This is a genomic window from Pigmentiphaga sp. H8, assembly GCF_003854895.1.
Taxonomy (GTDB): Bacteria; Pseudomonadota; Gammaproteobacteria; order Burkholderiales; family Burkholderiaceae_B; genus Pigmentiphaga.
This window is the reverse complement of the sequence record NZ_CP033966.1, coordinates 1,247,679-1,267,195: the sequence shown is the minus strand read 5'-3', so window position 1 is coordinate 1,267,195 and position 19,517 is coordinate 1,247,679. Positions and strand designations below refer to the sequence as shown.

The 19,517-nt window shown below is 66.6% G+C and carries 21 protein-coding genes, 6 tRNA genes and 1 pseudogene; 12 read left to right on the top strand and 16 right to left on the bottom strand.

Annotated elements, in window-relative coordinates; translation table 11 throughout:
• Window positions 1-112 precede the first annotated feature (112 nt).
• From dctP to EGT29_RS28430, 7 genes are all read left to right on the top strand, one after another.
• Window positions 113-1,117, top strand: a complete 1,005-nt coding sequence (gene dctP / locus EGT29_RS06025; protein WP_124688161.1) for a TRAP transporter substrate-binding protein DctP — start codon at window positions 113-115, stop codon at window positions 1,115-1,117.
• A gap of 6 nt (window positions 1,118-1,123) precedes the next feature.
• The gene (locus tag EGT29_RS06020) at window positions 1,124-1,639 is read left to right on the top strand and encodes a TRAP transporter small permease (RefSeq protein WP_238160306.1); all 516 of its coding nucleotides are present in this window, start codon (window positions 1,124-1,126) and stop codon (window positions 1,637-1,639) included.
• Between the two features lie 9 nt (window positions 1,640-1,648).
• A complete protein-coding gene (locus EGT29_RS06015) occupies window positions 1,649-2,959 on the top strand; it encodes a TRAP transporter large permease (protein ID WP_124688160.1) in 1,311 nt (436 codons plus the stop codon).
• Window positions 2,960-3,068: 109 nt separating this feature from the next.
• Window positions 3,069-5,255, top strand: coding sequence for an indolepyruvate ferredoxin oxidoreductase subunit alpha (locus EGT29_RS06010; RefSeq protein ID WP_124688159.1), 2,187 nt, complete (start codon window positions 3,069-3,071; stop codon window positions 5,253-5,255).
• A complete protein-coding gene (locus EGT29_RS06005; RefSeq protein ID WP_124688158.1) occupies window positions 5,245-6,765 on the top strand; it encodes an indolepyruvate oxidoreductase subunit beta family protein in 1,521 nt (506 codons plus the stop codon). Before EGT29_RS06010 ends, EGT29_RS06005 begins: the two co-directional genes overlap by 11 nt.
• Before the next feature lie 63 nt (window positions 6,766-6,828).
• Window positions 6,829-7,260, top strand: coding sequence for a thioesterase family protein (locus tag EGT29_RS06000; protein ID WP_124688157.1), 432 nt, complete (start codon window positions 6,829-6,831; stop codon window positions 7,258-7,260).
• Window positions 7,261-7,600: 340 nt separating this feature from the next.
• Window positions 7,601-7,795, top strand: a complete 195-nt coding sequence (locus EGT29_RS28430) for a zinc ribbon domain-containing protein (RefSeq protein WP_161567713.1) — start codon at window positions 7,601-7,603, stop codon at window positions 7,793-7,795.
• Here EGT29_RS28430 and EGT29_RS05990 read toward each other — a convergent pair.
• Window positions 7,792-8,607 (bottom strand): class I SAM-dependent methyltransferase, encoded by an 816-nt coding sequence (locus EGT29_RS05990; RefSeq protein WP_238160305.1) that lies wholly within the window; start codon window positions 8,605-8,607, stop codon window positions 7,792-7,794. The genes EGT29_RS28430 and EGT29_RS05990 overlap by 4 nt on opposite strands.
• A 209-nt stretch (window positions 8,608-8,816) precedes the next feature.
• On the opposite strand from EGT29_RS05990, the gene EGT29_RS05985 reads away from it, so the two are divergent.
• Window positions 8,817-10,070 (top strand): Hsp70 family protein, encoded by a 1,254-nt coding sequence (locus EGT29_RS05985; RefSeq protein ID WP_124688155.1) that lies wholly within the window; start codon window positions 8,817-8,819, stop codon window positions 10,068-10,070.
• A gap of 15 nt (window positions 10,071-10,085) precedes the next feature.
• Here the strand turns inward: EGT29_RS05985 and EGT29_RS05980 are convergent, their stop codons facing one another.
• Window positions 10,086-10,904, bottom strand: coding sequence for an META and DUF4377 domain-containing protein (locus EGT29_RS05980; RefSeq protein WP_124688154.1), 819 nt, complete (start codon window positions 10,902-10,904; stop codon window positions 10,086-10,088).
• A gap of 130 nt (window positions 10,905-11,034) precedes the next feature.
• On the opposite strand from EGT29_RS05980, the gene EGT29_RS05975 reads away from it, so the two are divergent.
• A complete protein-coding gene (locus EGT29_RS05975) occupies window positions 11,035-11,490 on the top strand; it encodes an ion channel (RefSeq protein WP_124688153.1) in 456 nt (151 codons plus the stop codon).
• A gap of 22 nt (window positions 11,491-11,512) precedes the next feature.
• Here EGT29_RS05975 and EGT29_RS05970 read toward each other — a convergent pair whose 3' ends face one another.
• The 5 genes from EGT29_RS05970 to EGT29_RS05950 all read right to left on the bottom strand — a co-directional run bounded on the left by EGT29_RS05970 (window position 11,513) and on the right by EGT29_RS05950 (window position 15,279).
• The gene (locus tag EGT29_RS05970) at window positions 11,513-11,668 is read right to left on the bottom strand and encodes a DUF3309 family protein (protein ID WP_124688152.1); all 156 of its coding nucleotides are present in this window, start codon (window positions 11,666-11,668) and stop codon (window positions 11,513-11,515) included.
• 81 nt (window positions 11,669-11,749) lie between these two features.
• Window positions 11,750-12,670 (bottom strand): LytTR family transcriptional regulator DNA-binding domain-containing protein, encoded by a 921-nt coding sequence (locus EGT29_RS05965; RefSeq protein WP_238160302.1) that lies wholly within the window; start codon window positions 12,668-12,670, stop codon window positions 11,750-11,752.
• A gap of 15 nt (window positions 12,671-12,685) precedes the next feature.
• A complete protein-coding gene (locus EGT29_RS05960) occupies window positions 12,686-13,717 on the bottom strand; it encodes a serine hydrolase (RefSeq protein ID WP_124688151.1) in 1,032 nt (343 codons plus the stop codon).
• A 216-nt stretch (window positions 13,718-13,933) separates the two neighbouring features.
• Window positions 13,934-14,377, bottom strand: coding sequence for a hypothetical protein (locus EGT29_RS05955; RefSeq protein WP_124688150.1), 444 nt, complete (start codon window positions 14,375-14,377; stop codon window positions 13,934-13,936).
• A 320-nt stretch (window positions 14,378-14,697) separates the two neighbouring features.
• Window positions 14,698-15,279, bottom strand: a complete 582-nt coding sequence (locus EGT29_RS05950) for a YdeI family protein (protein WP_192901796.1) — start codon at window positions 15,277-15,279, stop codon at window positions 14,698-14,700.
• Window positions 15,280-15,579: 300 nt separating this feature from the next.
• On the opposite strand from EGT29_RS05950, the gene EGT29_RS05945 reads away from it, so the two are divergent.
• From EGT29_RS05945 to EGT29_RS28715, 3 genes and pseudogenes are all read left to right on the top strand, one after another.
• Window positions 15,580-15,906: a hypothetical protein gene (locus EGT29_RS05945; RefSeq protein WP_124688148.1), complete on the top strand. Its 327-nt coding sequence runs from the start codon at window positions 15,580-15,582 to the stop codon at window positions 15,904-15,906.
• A pseudogene (locus EGT29_RS28920) lies at window positions 15,816-16,121 on the top strand (recombinase zinc beta ribbon domain-containing protein); the annotation flags it as partial. The gene EGT29_RS05945 and the pseudogene EGT29_RS28920, both read left to right, overlap by 91 nt.
• A gap of 28 nt (window positions 16,122-16,149) precedes the next feature.
• A complete protein-coding gene (locus EGT29_RS28715) occupies window positions 16,150-16,458 on the top strand; it encodes a hypothetical protein (RefSeq protein ID WP_238160301.1) in 309 nt (102 codons plus the stop codon).
• Window positions 16,459-16,496: 38 nt separating this feature from the next.
• Here EGT29_RS28715 and EGT29_RS05935 read toward each other — a convergent pair.
• From EGT29_RS05935 to gltX, 9 genes are all read right to left on the bottom strand, one after another.
• Window positions 16,497-16,573 (bottom strand) — tRNA-Asp (locus EGT29_RS05935).
• Between the two features lie 37 nt (window positions 16,574-16,610).
• A tRNA-Glu gene (locus tag EGT29_RS05930) sits at window positions 16,611-16,686 on the bottom strand.
• A 14-nt stretch (window positions 16,687-16,700) separates the two neighbouring features.
• A tRNA-Ala gene (locus EGT29_RS05925) sits at window positions 16,701-16,776 on the bottom strand.
• Between the two features lie 130 nt (window positions 16,777-16,906).
• Window positions 16,907-17,245 (bottom strand): type II toxin-antitoxin system HicB family antitoxin, encoded by a 339-nt coding sequence (locus EGT29_RS05920; protein ID WP_124688147.1) that lies wholly within the window; start codon window positions 17,243-17,245, stop codon window positions 16,907-16,909.
• Window positions 17,242-17,496, bottom strand: a complete 255-nt coding sequence (locus EGT29_RS05915; RefSeq protein WP_124688146.1) for a type II toxin-antitoxin system HicA family toxin — start codon at window positions 17,494-17,496, stop codon at window positions 17,242-17,244. The genes EGT29_RS05920 and EGT29_RS05915 overlap by 4 nt, the downstream gene beginning before the upstream one ends.
• Window positions 17,497-17,620: 124 nt before the next feature.
• A tRNA-Asp gene (locus tag EGT29_RS05910) sits at window positions 17,621-17,697 on the bottom strand.
• Between the two features lie 36 nt (window positions 17,698-17,733).
• Window positions 17,734-17,809 (bottom strand) — tRNA-Glu (locus tag EGT29_RS05905).
• 36 nt (window positions 17,810-17,845) lie between these two features.
• Window positions 17,846-17,921, bottom strand: a tRNA-Ala gene (locus EGT29_RS05900).
• Between the two features lie 32 nt (window positions 17,922-17,953).
• Window positions 17,954-19,381: a glutamate--tRNA ligase gene (gltX, locus tag EGT29_RS05895; protein WP_124688145.1), complete on the bottom strand. Its 1,428-nt coding sequence runs from the start codon at window positions 19,379-19,381 to the stop codon at window positions 17,954-17,956.
• Between the last annotated feature and the right edge of the window lie 136 nt (window positions 19,382-19,517).

The following is a 19,517-nucleotide window of genomic DNA, read 5'->3' as shown; positions in this document are numbered from 1 at the left end:
GGCCTCGCGGCCGCCCTCTAACCTCGGTCCGCCTCGCCATCCCATCCATCCAACCCTTATCGCCGCCTTCGCGGGCCCGTGCCTCGCGAAAGAAGCCGGCAATGGAGACAACATGCTCAGGTCCCTCGTCAACGCCGGTTCCCGCTCCCTGCAAGGCAAGCGCCGCGCCATCCTCGCGGCCGCCGCGCTCGCCTGTCTGGCCGCGCCGGCCCTGGGCCAGGCGCAGCAGGTCACCCTGCGCGCCGTCAGTTCCTTCGACGAAAAGACCTTCTTCTCCCGCCACTTCGAACGCTTCGTCGAGAAGGTCAACCGGGAAGGCAAGGGCCTGGTGCAGATCAACTACATCGGCGGCCCCAAGGCCATCCCGCCATTCGAGGTGGGCAACGCCGTGCGCAACAAGGTGGTCGATCTCGCCAACGTGACCGGGGTGTTCTACACCAACATCGTGCCCGAGGCCATCGCCATGTCCTACACCGACCTGACGACCCGGCAGCTGCGCGAGAACGGCGCCATCGACTACATGAACACTCTGCTGGCGCCCAAGGGCCTGACCTACCTCGCCCGGCTGAGCGACGGCGTGCCCTATCACATCTACACCAACAAGGGCTTCACCGGTGACCTCAAGGGCCAGAAGATGCGCATCACGCCGGTCTACCGGGATCTGTTCCTGGGCCTGGGCAGCACGGTGGTGCAGACCGCGCCGGGCGAGCTTTACACCGCGCTGGAACGCGGCGTGGTGGACGGCTACGGCTGGCCGATCGCCGGCATCTTCGACCTGGGCTGGCAGGAGAAGACCAAGTACCGCGTGGACCCCGGCTTCTACGGCTCGGAGAACGGCATCCTGATGAACCTGTCGTCCTGGAAGAACCTGACGCAGGCCCAGCGCGAGTTCCTGCAGAAGCAATTCGCGTGGGCCGAAGAACAGAACGCCACGTACCAGGACGAAGTCGCGGCCGAGACCAGGCGGCAGGCCGAAGCGGGCGTCAAAACCATCGCCTTGTCGCCGGAAGACAGCCGCAAGCTGCTGGACGCCGCCCATGACGCCGCCTGGAAGCGGATGGCCGAGGTCAGCCCCGCGCACGCGGCCAAGCTGAAGTCGCTGTTCTCGCGCCCGTGATCCGCCATGCAGACGATTTCACGCGCCTACGGACAGTTGCTCTATCTCTGCTTCTCCCTGGCCTGCCTGATCCTGCTGGCGATGACCGTCATGATCTGCGCCGACGTGTTCACCCGCAACACCGGCCTGGCCGACCTGTCCTGGAGCAACGAGATCTCGGAAACGATGCTGTCCGCCATGACCATGCTGGCCGCGCCCTGGCTGCTGCGCCAGGGCCAGCACATCCGGGTCGACATCCTGCTGCAGGCCCTGCCGGCGCGCGCCGGCTGGGCCTGCGAGTGGGCGTCCGACCTGCTCGGCTTCGCCTGCAGCGTCGCCCTGGCCTGGCACGGCTGGCTGGTCACCCATGAAAGCTACCTGGGCGGCGGCATGATCACCAAGACGCTGGTGACGCCGGAGTGGTGGGGGACCGCCCCCTGGGTACTGAGCTTCTCCCTGCTGTCGGTCGAGTTCCTGTTCCGCATGGACCGGCTGCGCAAGGCCGAACACCGGCCGCGGCACGACGCCGTGTCGGCCAGCTAGGAGGCGCCCATGACCTGGCAACAAGCCTCGCTGCTGCTGTTCGGCGGCTCCACCGCCCTGCTGTTCCTCGGCCTGCCCGTGGCCTTCTCCTTCCTGGTCATCAACCTGGCCGGGGCGCTGCTGTTCCTGGGCGGCGAACCCGGCCTGGGCCAACTGGTGCGCAACGGTTCGGCCTCCATCACCAGCTTCTCGCTCACGCCCATCCCGCTGTTCGTCCTGATGGGCGAGGTCCTGTTCCACACGGGCGTGGCGCTCAAGGTGATCGACGGCATCGAACGCCTGATCCGGCGCATGCCCGCCCGGCTGGCGGTGGTGGCGGTGGTGGCCGGCACGATTTTCTCGGCCATCTCGGGCTCCACCATCGCGACCACGGCGATGCTGGGCAGCCTGATGCTGCCGCTCATGCTGCAGCGCGGCTATCACCCCACCATGGCCTGCGGCCCCATCATGGCCATCGGCGCGGTCGACATGCTGATCCCGCCCTCGGCCATCACCGTGCTGCTCGGTTCGCTGTCCGGCATCTCGATCTCCAAGCTGCTTGTGGGAGGCGTGACGCCCGGCTTCATCCTGAGCCTGTCGTTCATCGCCTACATCGTGGTCCGCGCCAGCCTGCGGCCCGCCATCGCGCCGAACGGCCCGCTGGACGAACACCGGGGCTGGGAGCGCGTGCGGCCCTTCCTGATCTACGTGCTGCCGCTGGCGACGATCTTCGGCGTGGTGGTCGGCTCGATGATCGCCGGCTGGGCGACGCCCACGGAATCGGCCGCCCTGGGCTCGATGGCGACCATCCTGGTCACCGCGTGCTACCGGGCGCTGACGCCGGCCCGGCTGTTCGCCGCGCTCAAGGGCACGCTGGTGATCTCGGCCATGATCCTGTTCATCATCCTGGGCGCCACCACCTTCTCCCAGATCCTGAGCTTCTCGGGCGCCACCAACGGCCTGGTGCAGACGGTGACAAGCACGGGGCTGTCCCCGCTGGCCATCGTCGCGGGCATGCTGGCGCTGCTGATCTTCCTGGGCCTGTTCGTCGAACAGATCTCCATGATGATGATCACGCTGCCGGTGTTCATGCCCATCGTCAACCAGTTGGGCATCGACACGGTCTGGTTCGGCATCATGTACCTGATCTGCATGCAGCTGGGCCTGCTGCTGCCCCCGCACGGCATGCTGCTGATGACGATGCGCGGCGTGGCGCCGGCCGAGGTCAGGATGACCGACATCTTCAAGGCGGTCACGCCCTACGTGGCGATGACGATGCTGCTGCTGGTGGCGATCTTCTTCTGGCCCGCGATCGCGACCTGGCTGCCCGCGAGGTTCTAGGGAAGAGACATTCCCCGCGCGCCGCGCGCGTCCCCCGATCCTTCTTCCCCCATGGTGGCCGTCCGTCGATGGCCGCCGGGGTCCCTTTCACCTTTTTTCCGGAACGCTTATGGCAGAGCGATCATTCAAGCAGGAAGTCACGAAGCTGCGCCTGGGCGCGGGCCAGGAGTTCGAAGGCGAAGGCATCCTGGCCGTGACCAAGGCCCTGCTGCAGTCCGGCGTCTCGTACGTCGGCGGCTACCAGGGCTCGCCCGTCTCCCATCTGATGGACGTCCTGGCCGATGCCAGCGAGATCCTGGACGAACTGGGCGTGCACTTCGAAAGCAGCGCCAGCGAGGCGACGGCGGCCGCCATGCTGGGGGCCTCGGTCCACTACCCGCTGCGCGGCGCCATCACCTTCAAGTCCACCGTCGGCACCAACGTGGCCTCGGACGCGCTGTCCAATCTCGCCTCGGGCGGCGTGACCGGCGGCGCGCTCATCATCCTGGGCGAAGACTACGGGGAAGGATCGAGCATCATCCAGGAACGCTCCCATGCCTTCGCGATGAAGTCGCAGATGTGGCTGCTGGACCCCCGCCCTAACCTGCCTTCGCTGGTGCGCGCCGTGCAGCAGAGCTTCGACCTGTCCGAGGCCAGCAACACGCCCGTCATGCTGACGCTGCGCATCCGCGCCTGCCACGCCCACGGCCGCTTCGCGGCCACCGACAACAAGCGCCCCGCGTTCTCGCTGAAGGATGCCATCGAGCAGCCGCGGCGCGACGTGGAACGCATGGCCCTGGCTCCCGCCACCTTCGTGCACGAGCACGAGAAGATCACGCAGCGCTGGAAGGCGGCCGAGGATTTCGTGCGCGAGCACGGCCTGAACGAATGCTTCGACGGCGAGGCCGGCCATGTCGGCATCATCGTCCAGGGCGGCCTGTACAACACTCTGATGCGGGTGCTGGAGCTGATGGGGCTGGCCAACATCTACGGCGATACCGACATACCCATCTATGTCATGAACGTCGTCTATCCGGTCGTGGAAGACGAGGTGCTGGATTTCTGCCGGGGCAAGGACGCGGTGCTGATGCTGGAGGAAGGCCAGCCCGAGTTCATCGAACAGGCGCTGCACACCATCCTGCGCCGCGCCGACGTCGCGACCGTGCTGCACGGCAAGGACATCCTGCCGCGCGCCGGGGAATACACGCCCCGGGTCGTGATGAAGGGACTGCGTCGCTTCCTCGAGCGCCACGCGCCCGGGCTGGCCGGGCGGCAGCCCCTGCCCGAGGGCGTGGCCCGGATGCTGGAACCCAGGATCCCGCCCATCGTGCCGTCCATGCCCGGCGTCGCACTGGAAAAGGTGGACGAAGTGCTGCCGCGACCGCCTTCCTTCTGCACCGGCTGTCCGGAACGTCCCATCTTCACCGCGATGAAGATGGTCGAGCGCCGCATCGGCAAGCACTACGTCAGCGCCGACATCGGCTGTCACCAGTTCGCCGCGCTCGCCCCGTTCAACATCGGCGCGACCTCGATGGGCTACGGGCTGGGCGCCGCCGGCGCGGCGGCCCTGAACACCGGCGAGACCGGCCGGCGCACCATCAGCATCATGGGCGACGGCGGTTTCTGGCACAACGGCCTGACCTCCGGCATCGGCAACGCGGTCTTCAACCGCAGCAACAACGTCACGGTCATCGTCGACAACGGCTATTCGGCGGCGACCGGCGGCCAGGACATCCTCTCGTCCGCCGCCGACGCTCCCACCCGCTCGACCCGCCACGGCATCGAGGCCGCGGTGCGGGGCGTGGGCGTCGAGTGGGTCCGCACCGTCACCCATACCTACGACCTCCAGCAGATGCAGTCGGTCCTGGACGAGGCGCTGACGTCCGACGAGCCCGGCCCCAAGGTCGTGATCGCCCAGTCCGAATGCATGCTGAACAAGCAGCGGCGGATCAAGCCCCAACAGCGCCGGATGGCCAAGGAAGGCCGGCGGGTCGTCAAGGAGCAGTTCGGCATCGACCACGACACCTGCACCGGCGACCACTCCTGCATACGCCTGTCCGGCTGCCCCTCGCTGTCGATCAAGGACAACCCCGACCCGCTGCGCCGCGACCCGGTCGCCACCGTGCTGCCCAGCTGCGTGGGCTGCGGCCTGTGCGGGGAGGTCTCGCACGCCGCCGTGCTGTGTCCGTCGTTCTACCGGGCCGACGTCGTGACCAATCCCACCCGCCTCGAAACCCTGGGCGCGCGCCTGGCCGGAAAAATCATCGGCTTCCTGCAGCGCCGCCTTGCCAAGCAGGAGTATCGCCATGCCGCTTGAGGCAACCGCGCGCCCGATCAAGATCGCCATCCTCGCCATGGGCGGGGAAGGCGGCGGGGTGCTGGCCGACTGGATCGTGGCCACGGCCGAACACGCGGGCTTCCACGCCCAGTCCACGTCAGTCCCCGGCGTCGCGCAGCGCACCGGCGCCACCATCTACTACGTGGAGGTCCTGCCCAGCCCCCGCGACCGAACACGCACGCCCGTGCTCGGTCTGATGCCCGTTCCCGGCGACGTGGATGTGGTGATCGCCTCCGAACTGATGGAGGCGGCCCGGGCGGTGCAGCGAGGACTCGTAACCCCGGACAGGACCGTGCTGATCGCCTCGTCCAACCGCGTCTATGCCCTGCCCGAGAAGATGGCCATGGGCGACGGGCGCAAGGACTATGCATCGCTGTACGAGGCGGGACGCGCGGCCGCCCGCGAATTCGTCTGCCGCGACTATTCAGCCCTGGCCGAACGCAGCGGCAGCGTCATCAGCGCGACCCTGTTCGGTGCGCTGGCCGCCACGGGGACGCTGCCCTGGGACCGGCAAGCCTTCGAAGCCGCCATCGAGCGCGGCGGGATAGGCGTGGCTGCCAGCCTGCAGGCGTTCGACGCGGGCTTTCGCGCCCATGTCGACGCCCCCCCGCCGTCCTCGGCGCCGCCGACGGCCGACACGGCCATCGACGCCCGGCTCGCGCCGCTGGACGCCCGCATCGACCGGGAGTTTCCCGCCCCGCTCAAGGAGATCCTCCGGGCGGGCATCGTCCGCGCCGCCGACTACCAGGACCCGGCCTACGCCGCCCTGTACCTGGACCGGCTGCGGCCCCTGGTGGACGCCGTCCGTAACATCGACCGGGCCGGCCGCCTGCTGCGCGAGACCGCGCGCTATCTCGCCCTGTGGATGACCTACGAGGACACGGTGCGCGTCGCCGAACTGAAGATCCGCGCGACCCGCTTCGACCGCGTCCGGCAGCAGCACGGGGCCCGCGCCGGGCAGATGCTGCGCATCAACGAATTCTTCCACCCTCGCCCGGAAGAGATCGCCGACATGCTGCCGGCTGGCCTCGGGCGGTGGCTGCTGGCCTCGCGCTGGGCCGGCCCGCTGCTGGCGCGCGCCACCCGTAGCGGCCGCGTCGTGCGCACGTCCAGCCTGCGCGGATTCCTGCTGCTGTACGGCGTCACGGCCTTCAAGCGGCTGCGGCTACGGTCGCTGCGGCAAGAGCGCGAGACGGCCGGCATACAGGACTGGCTGGACCGCGTCATGCGGCTCGCGCCCGCGGACTACGGCCTGGCCTGCGAAATCGCCGAATGCCCACGCCTGATCAAGGGCTACGGCGACACCCACGCGCGCGGCCTGGGCAGCTACCGCAAGATCATGGCCGTGCTGCCCGCCCTGCGCGGCCGGCCCGACGCCGCGCGCACCGTGGCCAGCCTGCGCGAGGCCGCGCTGGCCGACGACAGCGGCGAACGGCTCGCCCGGCAGCTCTCGGGCATCGTGCCGGCCGCGCCAGAGGCCCGGGCATGAGGTCTAATTGAGGGCCGCGGCCTCCCTCCCGCGCCCGCCCGTTCCATCCATCAAGGAAACCGCATGGGAACCATCCATGTCATGCCGGTCGAGATCGGCTTCAAGCACTGCGATCCCGCCGGCATCGTGTTCTATCCGCGCTATGTCGAGATCTTGAACGACACCGTCGAGCACTGGCTCCGGCACGGCCTGGGCACCGGCTTCGCCGCGCTGCATGGCGAGCGGCACATCGCCATCCCCATCGTCAACCTGCAGGTCGATTTCCTGGCCCCCAGCCGGCTGGGCGAAGACATCGCCTCGGCGCTGCGGATCGACGGCGTCGGACGCACCTCGCTGAAGATCTCCATCGAACTGAGCCGCGCCGGCGACGGCCAGCCGGTACGCCTGCGCGCCGCGCTGGTCCTGGTATTCATCGACATGCACACCATGCGGCCCATCGAGGTGCCCGAGGATGTCCGCCGCGCCATCGAGGCCGGCGGCTACTGGCAAGCCTGAACACCCCGGCTTCGCCGTTACCGATTTCCCGATAGGGTTGCCGAAAAATGTAACTTGGCCATCATGACCGGCCATGGTCCAGCCATGTGTATCCGTTCGCTAGCGGACGGGCCTTCTTTCCATGGCCATGCGGCCTTCGCCCCGGGATTCCCCTGGGGCGCAATCGCGCTTTCAGCCACTGTTCAGGCGACCCTGTTGCTCGCGAGGCAATTTTCCCGGCCCGCGCAGTGCGTCTTTCGCAGAAAAAAACCCTGCGTTCTTTATAACAATTGAGACATCCTGCAAACTTCCGATAACACATCCCCCCTATACTCGTTCGCGCAAATTCAACGGGAAGAGCATGATTGTTTTCATTGCCATCATCGCTGCCATCTGCGTAGGGGTCTTCGTGTTCAAGGCTCGCCAACGGGCGAAGGCGCGCGAAATCGCCCGTGAAAAGCACGGCAAGCAGTGCCCGAGTTGCGGCAAGTACGTGCATCCCGCCGCGGCCATCTGCAAGCACTGCTACGCCCGGCTGCCAGCGTCCAAGACCTAGGGTTTGCGGAATTTCAGCAGAAACCCGTCGGCCTCCCCGATCGCGGCATAGCGTTCGCGATCCTTGTCGCCCAGCCGGAAGGTAGGCGGCAGCGTCCAGACTCCCGCCGGATGATCCTTGGTATCCCTGGGATTGGCCAGCGCCTCCGAACTGCCTGCGAAGACGAAGCCCGCCTGCTGCGCGAGCCGTATCGCGTAGTCCTGCCGCACGTAGCCGTCGGCCGCGCGCGGGTCCTGGGGCTTGTCGGTCCGGCCGCGATGGGCCTCGATGCCCAGGATGCCGCCCGGCTTGAGGGCGCGGTAGAAGGCGGCCAGCACTTCCTCCGCATAGCCGTCGTTCATCCAGTTGTGCAGGTTGCGGAAGGTCAGCACGATGTCGGCGCTGCCCGGCGGCGCGATATCGTAGCGGCCCTTGCCGAAGGTCGTCACCCGGACCCGGTCGTACAGAGCCGGATTGGCGTCCAGCTTGGCGCGGAAATTCCGGTAGTACTCCTGGTAATAGGCACGGCCGCCGCCGTCCTGGGGATACTGGGCCGCGTAGTAGGTCCCGCGCGGCCTCAGGTACGGCGCGAGGATCTCGGTCCAGTAGCCGGCCCCGGGCGAGATCTCGACCACGGTGGCGTCCGGCTTCAGTTCGAGGAAATGCAGCACTTCGTAAGGCTTGCGGGCGGCATCGCGGGCGACGAACGCCGGCGTGCGCGCCGGGCTGGCGATGGCCTGCTTCAGCGCGGCGTCTTCGCCGACGGGCGCGACGGCGCACCCCATGCCGGCCAGCGACACGCCAACGACCGCGGCTAAGGCTTTGAATGACATGCGTAAGGCTCCTTTGGACGAGGACCATGCACGGGACGTGGCACGGTCGGTGGCTGCGCATACAATGACGTCGTTCCACGTTTTAACACCGGCCCGCCCAGGCGGACCATGCCAAGACCGCATATCGATCTGTGTTTTCCGTCGCGGTCCCACTCCGCGACCGAAAAGCAGTCCCCTCCGGGGCCGCGGCGCCTTTTTCCTTTCCCTTCATGATCTCAAACGCATGCGGCGTCGATTTCGGGACGTCCAACTCCACCGTCGGCTGGCACCGGCCCGCCGCCCCCTCGCTGCTGCCGCTGGAAGACGGCCAGCCCACCTTTCCCTCGGCGGTCTTCTTCCACGCCGAGGACATCGAGACCAGCTTCGGCCGCGCGGCGGTCCGGGACTACCTTGAAGGCTATGACGGCCGGCTGATGCGGGCGCTGAAAAGCCTGCTGGGCACGCCGCTGATGGAAGGCCACACCGAGGTCCAGGGCCGGGCGCTGCCGTTCCGCCTGCTGCTCTCCCGCTTCATCGGCGAGCTCAAGCGGCGCGCCGAGCGCGCGGCCGGCAGGACTTTCGACCAGGCGGTGTTCGGCCGCCCCGTCTTCTTCATCGACGACGATCCGCGCGCGGATGCCAAGGCCCAGGAGACGCTGGCCGAGATCGCCCGCGAAGTGGGCTTTCGCCACGTCGAATTCCAGTACGAACCGATGGCGGCCGCCTTCGACTATGAATCGCAGATCACCGGCGAGGAACTGGTGCTGGTGGTGGACATCGGCGGCGGCACGTCGGACTTCACGCTGATACGCCTGAACCCCGCGCGCGCGGCCGCCGCCGACCGGCGCGACGACATCCTGGCCAACGGCGGGGTCCACATCGGCGGCACCGACTTCGACAAGTACCTGAGCCTGCGCACCGTGATGCCGCTGCTGGGGCTGGGCAGCCGCCTGGCCAGCGGCAAGGAGATGCCTTCGACGCCCTACTTCAACCTGGCGTCGTGGCACACCATCAACCAGGTCTATGCCCGCAAGTCGGCCACCATGCTGGCCGAGCTGTTCCACGAATCGGCCGAGAAGGACAAGCTCGCCCGGCTGTTGGAACTGGTCAAGGAACGCGCGGGCCACTGGGTGGCCTTCCAGGTCGAGGAAGCGAAGATCGCGCTGGCCGCCGAGCCCGAGGCCCGGATGGACCTGGGCCGCGTCGAGCCCGGCTTGGTCCAGGTGGCGACGCGCGCCGACCTGGATGCCGCCATCGAACATCTGGTGGACCGCATAGGCGGGACGATCGCGGGGCTGCTGGACACCGCCGGCGTTGCCGCGCGGGCGGTCGATACGGTGTTCTTCACGGGAGGATCGAGCAGCGTGCCCCTGCTGCGCAACCAGGTCGCCTCGCTGCTGCCCGCGGCGCGCGCGGTCCAGGGAGACACGTTCGGCAGCATAGGAACGGGCCTGGCCCTGGACGCCGCGCGGCGCCTGGGGTGAAACGCCGGCCGGAGCTCAGCGCCCCGACACCTGCTCGCTTTCCACGGTCATGTCGAGCACGTAGGCATAGCGGGAAGCGTCGGCCGGCGGGTTGGCGACGGTATAGCGCTTGATCCGCAGCACGTTGCGTACGCCGGCGGTATGGGTATAGCCCTGGATGTTGCCGTAGAAGGCCTCCCAATCGCCATAGCCCTGCTTGATGCCGGCGCCGTCGTAGCTGACCGTGCGGACCCGCATGCACTTCATGTTGGGAATCAGGGGATGGCTGCACGGCACCAGGTCGGGGGCCACCTCCAGGAACATGGTCTCGCCCGCCGAGCCGTAGCGCGTCTGGTCGGTGGGCGTGCCGGCCAGCCGCCATTGGCTGCCGTCGGCGAAGGTCAGCTTCAGGGCCGGCTGCGCCCCCGCGTCAGGCCGCGCGGTGCCGCCCGATATCTCCCAGCCCGAGACCGTCGGCAGCCGCTCGGCCACGTCCCGTTCGTATTTCATCAAGGCCTGGTCGGGGCACATGCGCAGGGTGCCGACCATTTGCGTGATGGCCATTCGCGCGCCATCGACACGGTAGCCCCCGCCCAGCGTGTTGCACAGGCCCGCCACGGCAACGCGCTCGCCGGCGAAGGTCAGTTGCAGCGCCTGGCCGCCATGGGTGTTCACCGCGTCGGGCTGGGGCGCGCCGGTCGCGTTCAGCGCCTGCTGCAGGCGCCAGTGGTAGGCCGTCAGGATCGAGGTATCCGCCTTGCCGCCGGGGCCGCCCGCCGCGCCGCCCTGCTGGGCGCAGGCCGCCAGTCCCTGCACCACGACCGCCGCGAGCAGGATTTTCCAGGTCCGTTTCATGGACGTTCTCCTTCTTCTTGGGGCCATCAAGCGTAGCATTGCGCGGCGCCCCCGCATGCGGCCACCGTCCGGGGAGTGCTACAACTGCAATAATCGTCCCCCACCCGCAACAAGTCCTGACAAAGAAACGATGCCGGCGCACTATTTCCTGGCCATCGGCCTGACCGTGGTCTTCTCCATCGGCACCGTCGCCCTGCACTACGAAGCCTTGCGCTTCATTTCCTCCATCCATCCGCGGCGCTGGAGCGGGCGGGCGAACATAGGCGTGCTGATCTGCGCCATCATCGCCGCTCATTGCCTGGAAGGCATGCTGTTCGGCGCCGGCTACTGGATAGGCGCGGAATGGCTGGGCCTGGGGCGCCTGACCGGCGCGGCCAGCGCGGGCCCCCTGGCCTACATCTATTTCGGACTGGAAACCTTTACCACCCAGAGCCTGGGCGACATCTTTCCCACCGGGCCGCTGCGCCTGCTGGCCTCGGTGGAACCCCTGGTGGGCCTGATCCTGATCGGCTGGTCCACCTCGTTCACGTTCATTCTCATGCGGCGCAACTGGCGCGAGCGCCAGGGCGGCGAGGACCGCCGCTGAGCGTCTCCCCGCCGCCCGGGGCCTATATCCTTCCCATCAACAGCAGGACGATCAGCACGACCAGGATCACCCCGATGATGCCCGAGGGCCCGTATCCCCAGTTGGCGGCATGGGGCCACGCGGGAAAGGCGCCGACCAGCGCCAGCAGCAGGATGATCAGAATTATTGTGGTGAGCATGGCGTTCTCCTCGATAGCGAAGGAAGCGGCCTTGGCAAGGCCTGCCTGCTCCTCAGCAAGATGCGCGCCCGCCCTCAGGCGTCAAACCCCCAGCCTGGCGCGCAGCGCCTGGCGATAGGGCCGCGACACCGACCAGGGCCGGCCCAGGCCGCGCAACTGGACGGTCCACGGCATCGAGGCACTGCGTTCCAGCGCCTTGACGTGCCCCAGGTTGATCAGCGCCGTGCGGTGGATGCGCATGAAGCTTTCTTGCGGCAGCAGCTCGGCCCAGGCGGACAAGGGCCGCATGTCCTTGACCGAGTCGCCGCCCGCCAGCCAGATCAGCGAATAGTCGCGCGCCGAGCGTACGCCCAGGATGTCCGCCGGGGCCAGCCCGCGTGTTCCGTGCCCCAACCGCAGGTAAAGCAGGGGCTCGTAGAGCTGCGCCCGCGCCCGGCCACGCTCGGTTTCCGTGCCGCCATAGCGGGCCTGCGCGATCAGGTCCGCGCACAGGAACAGGCCCAGCGCCTGCGCCGGCTGCCAGCGCACCGGCGCGCGCGTCGCGTCGAAGCCTATGCACGCGCGCAGACGGCCTTCGTGGAAAACGGGCACGCTCAGCACGCTGCGATCCTGCTGGCGCAGCATTTCCACCTGCACCGACCTTGCCGCGCGCGGCATCCGCGCCACGTCGTGGACCATGACGGCGCGCTGCTGGTTCAGGGCTCGATGCAGCCAGGCGATCATCGTGACCGGCGCGTCCTGCAGGTCGCTCACATGCGACGTAATGCCGGACCGGCACCATTCATGGGTATTGCGAAAGCGCAGGGCCCGCGCATCGTATTCGAACATCCATGCTCGATCGACCTGCGCCAGCGTTCCCAGCGCCTGCAACGCAAGGAAGATGGCCTCGTCCTGGGGCCGGCTCATCAGCGCCAGGGCAACCTGGTGGACCCAGCCCCCCAGCAAGGGCGCCGGCGCGCACTGGCCGCGCTCCAGGTTCTCGAACGGCGGCTCGCTGTCCATGACTGGCCTCTTGCGCTATTTGCGTATGGCGTCCACGCACGCCTGCAATACCGGCCGGACGGCCTTCACGAACGCCTGGAAAGGCGCGCCCGTGCTGGTTTCCGCGCCGCGCCAGTTGTAGGTGAAGCAGAACGTGACCAGCACCTGGTCGACGATCATCTGGCCCGGGAAGCTGATGGTGTGGAAATCCAGCCAGTCGATGCTGCCGCCCTTGCCATAGGCGATGATGTCCGCTGGCACCACCAGCGAAATGGCGTCGGCCATCGCCAATATCCGCTTGTACTCCGTCAGGGTCGCCGGCTGGGTGAAGAACTTGCCCGACAGCGACTGCCGGTACCACGCCACCAGTTCGGTGGCCGTGCTGAGCATCGATTGCCTGTCGTTGATCGCCGGCCGCGCGTTCGGCAGCGAAGGCTTCGCCAGTTCCGCCATCAAGGCTTCCCAGCCCAGGTCCACGCCATCGGGCGCCCCGGCCAGGTACGAGAACAGGCGGCGCGTCGAATCCGGGATCCGCGTATGCGTGAGCCCGGCCCGGGCTATCAGCTGCCGCACCCGGTCCGCCCCCACGGCGGCATAGGCCATGTCGGTGGCGGTGTTGTCGCTGTGGGCGATCATCGCCTCCAGCGCGTACTTGGCGGGCAGCGTGCCGTTCAGGTCGACGAATACGGGGCTGCCGGGCGAGCGGACCTCGTCGCCGATGGTCTGCGGCATGTTCCCGGAAGTGCCGTTGTACGACGTTTCCGCGTCGATCACGAACTGCCCCAGGATGAAGGTCTTGATCGCGCTGCCGATGAACAGTTGCCGATCCGGGTTGTAGCTTGCGCTCCAGGACGCCTCGGGAACGTCGGCCCGCACCAGGCAGTGCGTGCCCTCGGGCGCCAGCGCGCCGAAGTCGGCTACCGCCTTGCGTACCGCGTCGTCGGCATTGCCGTCGGCGGCGTTGGCGTCGCCCCCGCAGGCGGCAACCGCCTGCACGGCCAGCGCCGACGCGGTGAACTTGAAAAGCCTGCGGCGCTGCAGGTCGGCCGGGTCGAGGGGGAATGGCATGGTCGGGGAACACTCCGCTGGTTGACGCCCGCTCCCGCGCGGCCCACCGCACCGGCAGCCGTCATGCGGAGCACGCATGGACGTGGCGGATATTGGAAGTGGGTGCTGGAATTGTCAATCAGGAATGACCAATCGACATTATTCGCCGACGAATCGACATGCCGTCCCGCGGCAAGCCGGCGCCCGCCAGCTAAGGCGGGCGCCGATTTCCGCTACTCATCGCCGCATTGAGCCCCCCGACGACGAGCCGTTGTCGGGCGAAGGAACCGGCTTGCCCGACGCGCCCGAGGACGGCCCCATGTCGGTCCGGGAGTCCCGGTCGTTGCCGCCGGGCCGGGTGCGGTCGCCGGAAGGCTGAGCCGCGTCCGAGCCGCCGCGGCCGGCGGGCAGGGGCTTGCCCGAGGCTCCGCTGGACGGCCCCATGTCGCTGCGGCTTCCGTGCTCGACGGGCCCGGTCCGCTTCGTGGACTCGGGCTGCGGACTGTTTTTCCCCTGGCCCGCGGGCAGGGGCTTGCCGGACGAGCCGGTGGATGGGCCCATGTCGGTCCTGGCATCCTGGCTCGTCTGGTTGGGCGAGCTGGTCTGCGCGATGGCGAGTGGCGTGGCGGCCGCCAGCAGGACGGCGAGCAGCGTGTTGCGAGTGGAACTCGAGCATTTCATGGCATCACCTCTTGGTCTTGGGGTAGGGAGCGGGATTCCCGCAAATCGCATGCCCGGCTCCGCGAGGCGGCAACAGCCATGACCAACGCCCAAACAAAAAAGGCTAGTGGCTGCTAGCGCACTAACCCTTGGAATTCCTTGGCGGGCTACGCCCGATGAAGATGAGCACTATACCTACGCTGTAGCGCTACGATAGCAGACGGAGGCCTTCCGGCCCCAGTTTACGCCGTCAAGTGATGCCTTTGCCGACCTACTACCTGCCGTCTGTCCAGGTGGCAAGGCTGTCCAGAACATACGCCAATCGAACGAGGGGTACTGGACTAGCCATGAACCGTCTCGCCGCGTTGGAGCATCTCAACGAAATCAGCGATACGCTTGGCGCGCGTTTCGGACCTTTTCGCCGTGCTGACGCGATAGAGGATCGCGTAGCGGTTCGCACCTTTCAAAGTCGCGAAGAACTCTGCGGCCCGGGGCGCGGCATCGAGCGCGGCCTGCAGATCGGGCGGCACTTGCGCCGAGCTCGCGGGCGCATAAGCAGCATCCCACCGACCGTCCGCCTTGGCGGCCTGCACCTCGGCCAAGCCAGTGGACTGCATCTGACCCTGCTTGATCAACTCCACAGCGCGGGTCCGATTGACCTCGGACCATTTGCTTGCGCGCTTGCGCGGCGTGAAGCGAACTAGCCAGCTCTCCTCGTCATACTTGTCGAGCTGGCCGTCGATCCAGCCATGGCAAAGCGCCGTGTCGATTGCTTCCGCTTTCGAGAGACTGGTAACCGCCGCGCCTTTTTTGGCGAGTTTTAGCCACACCCCCCTCGAAGTCCTCGGTTCCGCCGCCAGCCAAGTGCCGAAGGCGGCGGCGTCCTCAAAGCCGATTATTGGAAGGCCCGCCCGGATCTCCATTTCCATCTCCATTAGGTGGGGATCATATTACGCCTGCCTCGTGGGGCAACGGCAGATGTCTGCGTCGGGCTGCCTTAGGCCAAGTCCCACGAGCCATCATTCAGCAGCCGAGCGTAGCGGCGACGGCTCAAAAGTCGAAACGGCGGCAAATGGCGGAATGGCGGGGCACACCGATGAAGATGAGACTATGTCTACGCTGTAGCACTACGATAAACGTTGTGGTCTCACCGCGACCATGGCCCAACGATGCTCCCCAGTCTCGCACATTTCGCGTGTGTGGAAGGGACAATGGGGAGTCGAATGCTGTGGGAAAGCGTTGACGTGGAGATCGTGAGGGAACTTGACCCTGCCGCGATTGGCCCGTTCGAAAATGCCGACGCCAAAGACGGGATTCTCCTGAACCGCGACTATATCGACATGCGGGGCTATTCGATCGCGTACGCCCAAGAGATCCTCGCCGAGGAAGCCCAACTGCTCGACGATATCAAGGCCATCGGCGACGATGATGATAGGCTGGGCGCCGACGCTTATGATCTGTGGGACTGCACCGTCGCCGTCCGAAACGCCGAGTTGGCGGCTTGGCCGTTCGACGCCGGGCGGCGGTGTGTCGGGCGACCGCCGAGGTGATTGCGGTTGAGGTTCCGCCAATCATCGAGCAAGCGACGTTCGACGCAGTGCAGGCGCACCTCAAGTCACGCAGCCCCAAGGTCGCGCACCCGCGAGTCGTCGGCGGTCCGACGCTGCTAACGGGGCTGATCCATTGCGGTAAATGCGGCGGCGCGATGACGATCCGCACCGGCAAGGGCGGGCGCTACCGCTACTACACCTGCTCGATGAAGGCGCGGCAGGGGGGCAACCGCGTGCGAGGGCATGACCGTCGCGATGGAACGGCTGGACGATCTTGTCGCCAGTCATCTGGAAGAAAGGCTGCTCGACCCAGATCGTCTGGAAGACGTGTTGTCCGAAGTTCTGGATCGCCGGCAGGAGCGATCCGACCGGCGTCGCGATCACATCGCCGAACTGAACCGGCGCGCAGCGGAAACGGAGCTGCGCTTGAAGCGGCTCTATGACGCGATCGTCTGCGCGCGATCGCGCAGCGGGTGGAGGTCGATCGCGAGGAAGTCCGGATCATGGGCTCAAAGAACAACCTGCTACGCGTGCTCACCGCTAACGGCGTAGGAACGGCGGCGGGCGGAGTGCCCACTGTTGTTCCGAAGTGGCGGAGCGGACGGGACTCGAACCCGCGACCCCCGGCGTGACAGGCCGGTATTCTAACCAACTGAACTACCGCTCCGCAGCGGCGTTTTTTATTGCTGCCAACCTGTGGCGATTGGCGTCCCCTAGGGGATTCGAACCCCTGTACTCACCGTGAAAGGGTGATGTCCTAGGCCTCTAGACGAAGGGGACCCGGAACTGCTTTGTGGTGGAGGTAAGCGGGATCGAACCGCTGACCTCTTGCATGCCATGCAAGCGCTCTCCCAGCTGAGCTATACCCCCACGGTTACTGCCATCCATCTGGGTGGATGCCCGCAGAAACGCTTTTCAAGCGGGACCTGGATTATAGCCATATTTCTGCTTGCGAGTCCACGCAGGGCGGCACTTGAACCCAAGCATCTCACCCATGTTCTCAATGCGTGGACACCGCCTCTTCAATGGTCTTCGCAATCCATTGATTGAGGCTTTCGCCTTCCGCCGCCGCGGCAATGCTCGCGGCTTCGTGTACCTTCGAGGAAACACGCAGATTGAACTTCCCTGAAAAGTGCTTGCGCGGCTCAATGCCACGCTCCTCACATATATCGAGAAAGACCTTGAGCGATGCCTTCCCTTCGCGAACGAGGCCGGGAACATCCGACGCGTAGAAGTCGGCCCCACCATTGAGTCCGACGAACTCTCCCCGGAACATCTGGATTTCCGGGTCAAATTGGATAACTGCTTGATAGCCGTCGATGTTCATCACATTCTTCATGGCTTGACTCCTGATTCTTCGAGCCATTTGCGGATAGAAGCAACAGCGCCTTTGTCTACGTCGGGAGTCGGATGAGGGCGATGTAGGACCATTACCTGATCCCGAAAAACGACTGCGACCCGGGATCCCTCTCGTTCGACAAACTCCGCTCCAAGCTCATGAAACAGCCCCACTATGGCCGACCACTTCACTCCGCCTGGGGTCGGACGGGAGAAGATCAGTTCCAGCGTGCGCTGATGCTTGGCTTTCATTTGTGAAAAGTACCACATTTTGGTACCAGCCTCCAAGACTCGAAAGCTTGATTGGCTCCACGATGCCGGAGCAGAAAAGCAAAAGCCCCGCTAAATACGCGATTTAGCAGGGCTTTCTGATTCTTGGCGGAGCGGACGGGACTCGAACCCGCGACCCCCGGCGTGACAGGCCGGTATTCTAACCAACTGAACTACCGCTCCGCAGCGGCGTTTCTTACTGCTGCCAACCTGTTCGGCTGGCGTCCCCTAGGGGATTCGAACCCCTGTACTCACCGTGAAAGGGTGATGTCCTAGGCCTCTAGACGAAGGGGACCCGGAACTACAGTACTGCAACAACTTCTTCCTGGACTGGTGGAGGTAAGCGGGATCGAACCGCTGACCTCTTGCATGCCATGCAAGCGCTCTCCCAGCTGAGCTATACCCCCGTCCTGCGAAGAAGCGAGATTATGCACGGTTTTTAAACCGCGTGCAAGCGGGCCAGCACTTTCTCGCGACCGAGCAATGACAGGACCGCATCGATGGCCGGCGTCTGCGCCCGCCCCGTCACAGCCACCCGCAGCGGTATCCCGAGCGCCGGCATCTTGACGCCATGCTTGGCCAGGGTGGCCTTCATCAGCGCCGAGATCTGCTCGCGGGTCCATTCGATCGAGCCGGCCTCTTGCGCGAAGTCGCGCAGGATCGCGCGCGCGGCATCGGTCAGGTGCTGCGCGACCAGTTCCGGCGGCGTGGCGGCGGCATCGAATTCGCCGCAGAACAGCATCGCGTCGTCGGCCAGTTGCTCGAGGGTTTCGGCCCGCTCCTTGAGCAGCGCCATGATGGCCGGCAGGTCCACGCCGTCGACCGCCCCGCCCCGCTTGGCGATGCGCGGCACGACGCGCGCGGCCAGGTCTTCGTTGCCGCTCTGCTTGATGTAGTGGGCATTGACCCAGTTGAGTTTCTTCGGGTCCCATTGCGCCGCGGACTTCGACAGGCTGCGGGTATCGAACCACTCGACCAGTTGCTCGCGCGTGAAGATCTCGTCGTCGCCGTGGCTCCAGCCCAGGCGCGCGAGGTAGTTGATCATGGCTTCCGGCAGGTAGCCCTGGTCGTCGTACTGCATGACGCTGACCGCGCCATGGCGCTTGGACAGTTTCTCGCCGTCCGGTCCCAGGATCATGGGCACGTGGCCGTATTCCGGCAGCGTGGCGCCCAGGGCCTTCAGGATGTTGACCTGGCGCGGCGTGTTGTTGACGTGGTCGTCGCCGCGGATGACGTGGGTGATGCCCATGTCCCAGTCGTCCACCACCACACAGAAGTTGTAGGTGGGCGTGCCGTCCGGCCGGGCGATGATGAGGTCGTCCAGCTCGGCGTTGGCGATGGTGATGGGGCCCTTGACCAGGTCGTTCCAGGTGACGTCGCCGTCCAGCGGGTTGCGGAAGCGCACGACCGGCTTGCGGCCCTCGGGCACCGGTGGCAGGACCTTGCCCGGCTCGGGCCGCCATGTGCCGTCGTAGCGCGGCTTGCGCCCTTCGGCGCGGGCACGCTCGCGCATGGCCTCGAGTTCGTCGGGCGAGCAATAACAGTAGTAGGCCGAGCCGGCGGCCAGCATGCCTGCCAGCACCTCGCGATAGCGGTCCATGCGCCGCATCTGGTAGAAGGGACCTTCGTCGTGCTCGAGCGCCAGCCACGCCATGCCGTCCAGGATGGCCTGCACCGCTTCGGGGGTGGAACGCTCCAGGTCGGTGTCCTCGATCCGCAGCACGAAGGTGCCGCCATGGTGGCGCGCGAACGCCCACGAGAACAGCGCGGTGCGTGCGCCGCCCAGGTGCAGGAAGCCGGTGGGCGACGGCGCGAAGCGGGTACGGACCGCGGGATTGCGGCCGGACGACGAGGAATCGGTGCTCATAGGAAAACGGCTCTCGTGCTGAGGTGAATACTGGGCGCGCCAAGCGCGCGACGGTCGACTGACCGGGGTAGTATTGTATTGCAGCAAATCCGCGCGGCCCCCGGGGTCGCCGCGCACCGCCGCGTCCTCATCCAGA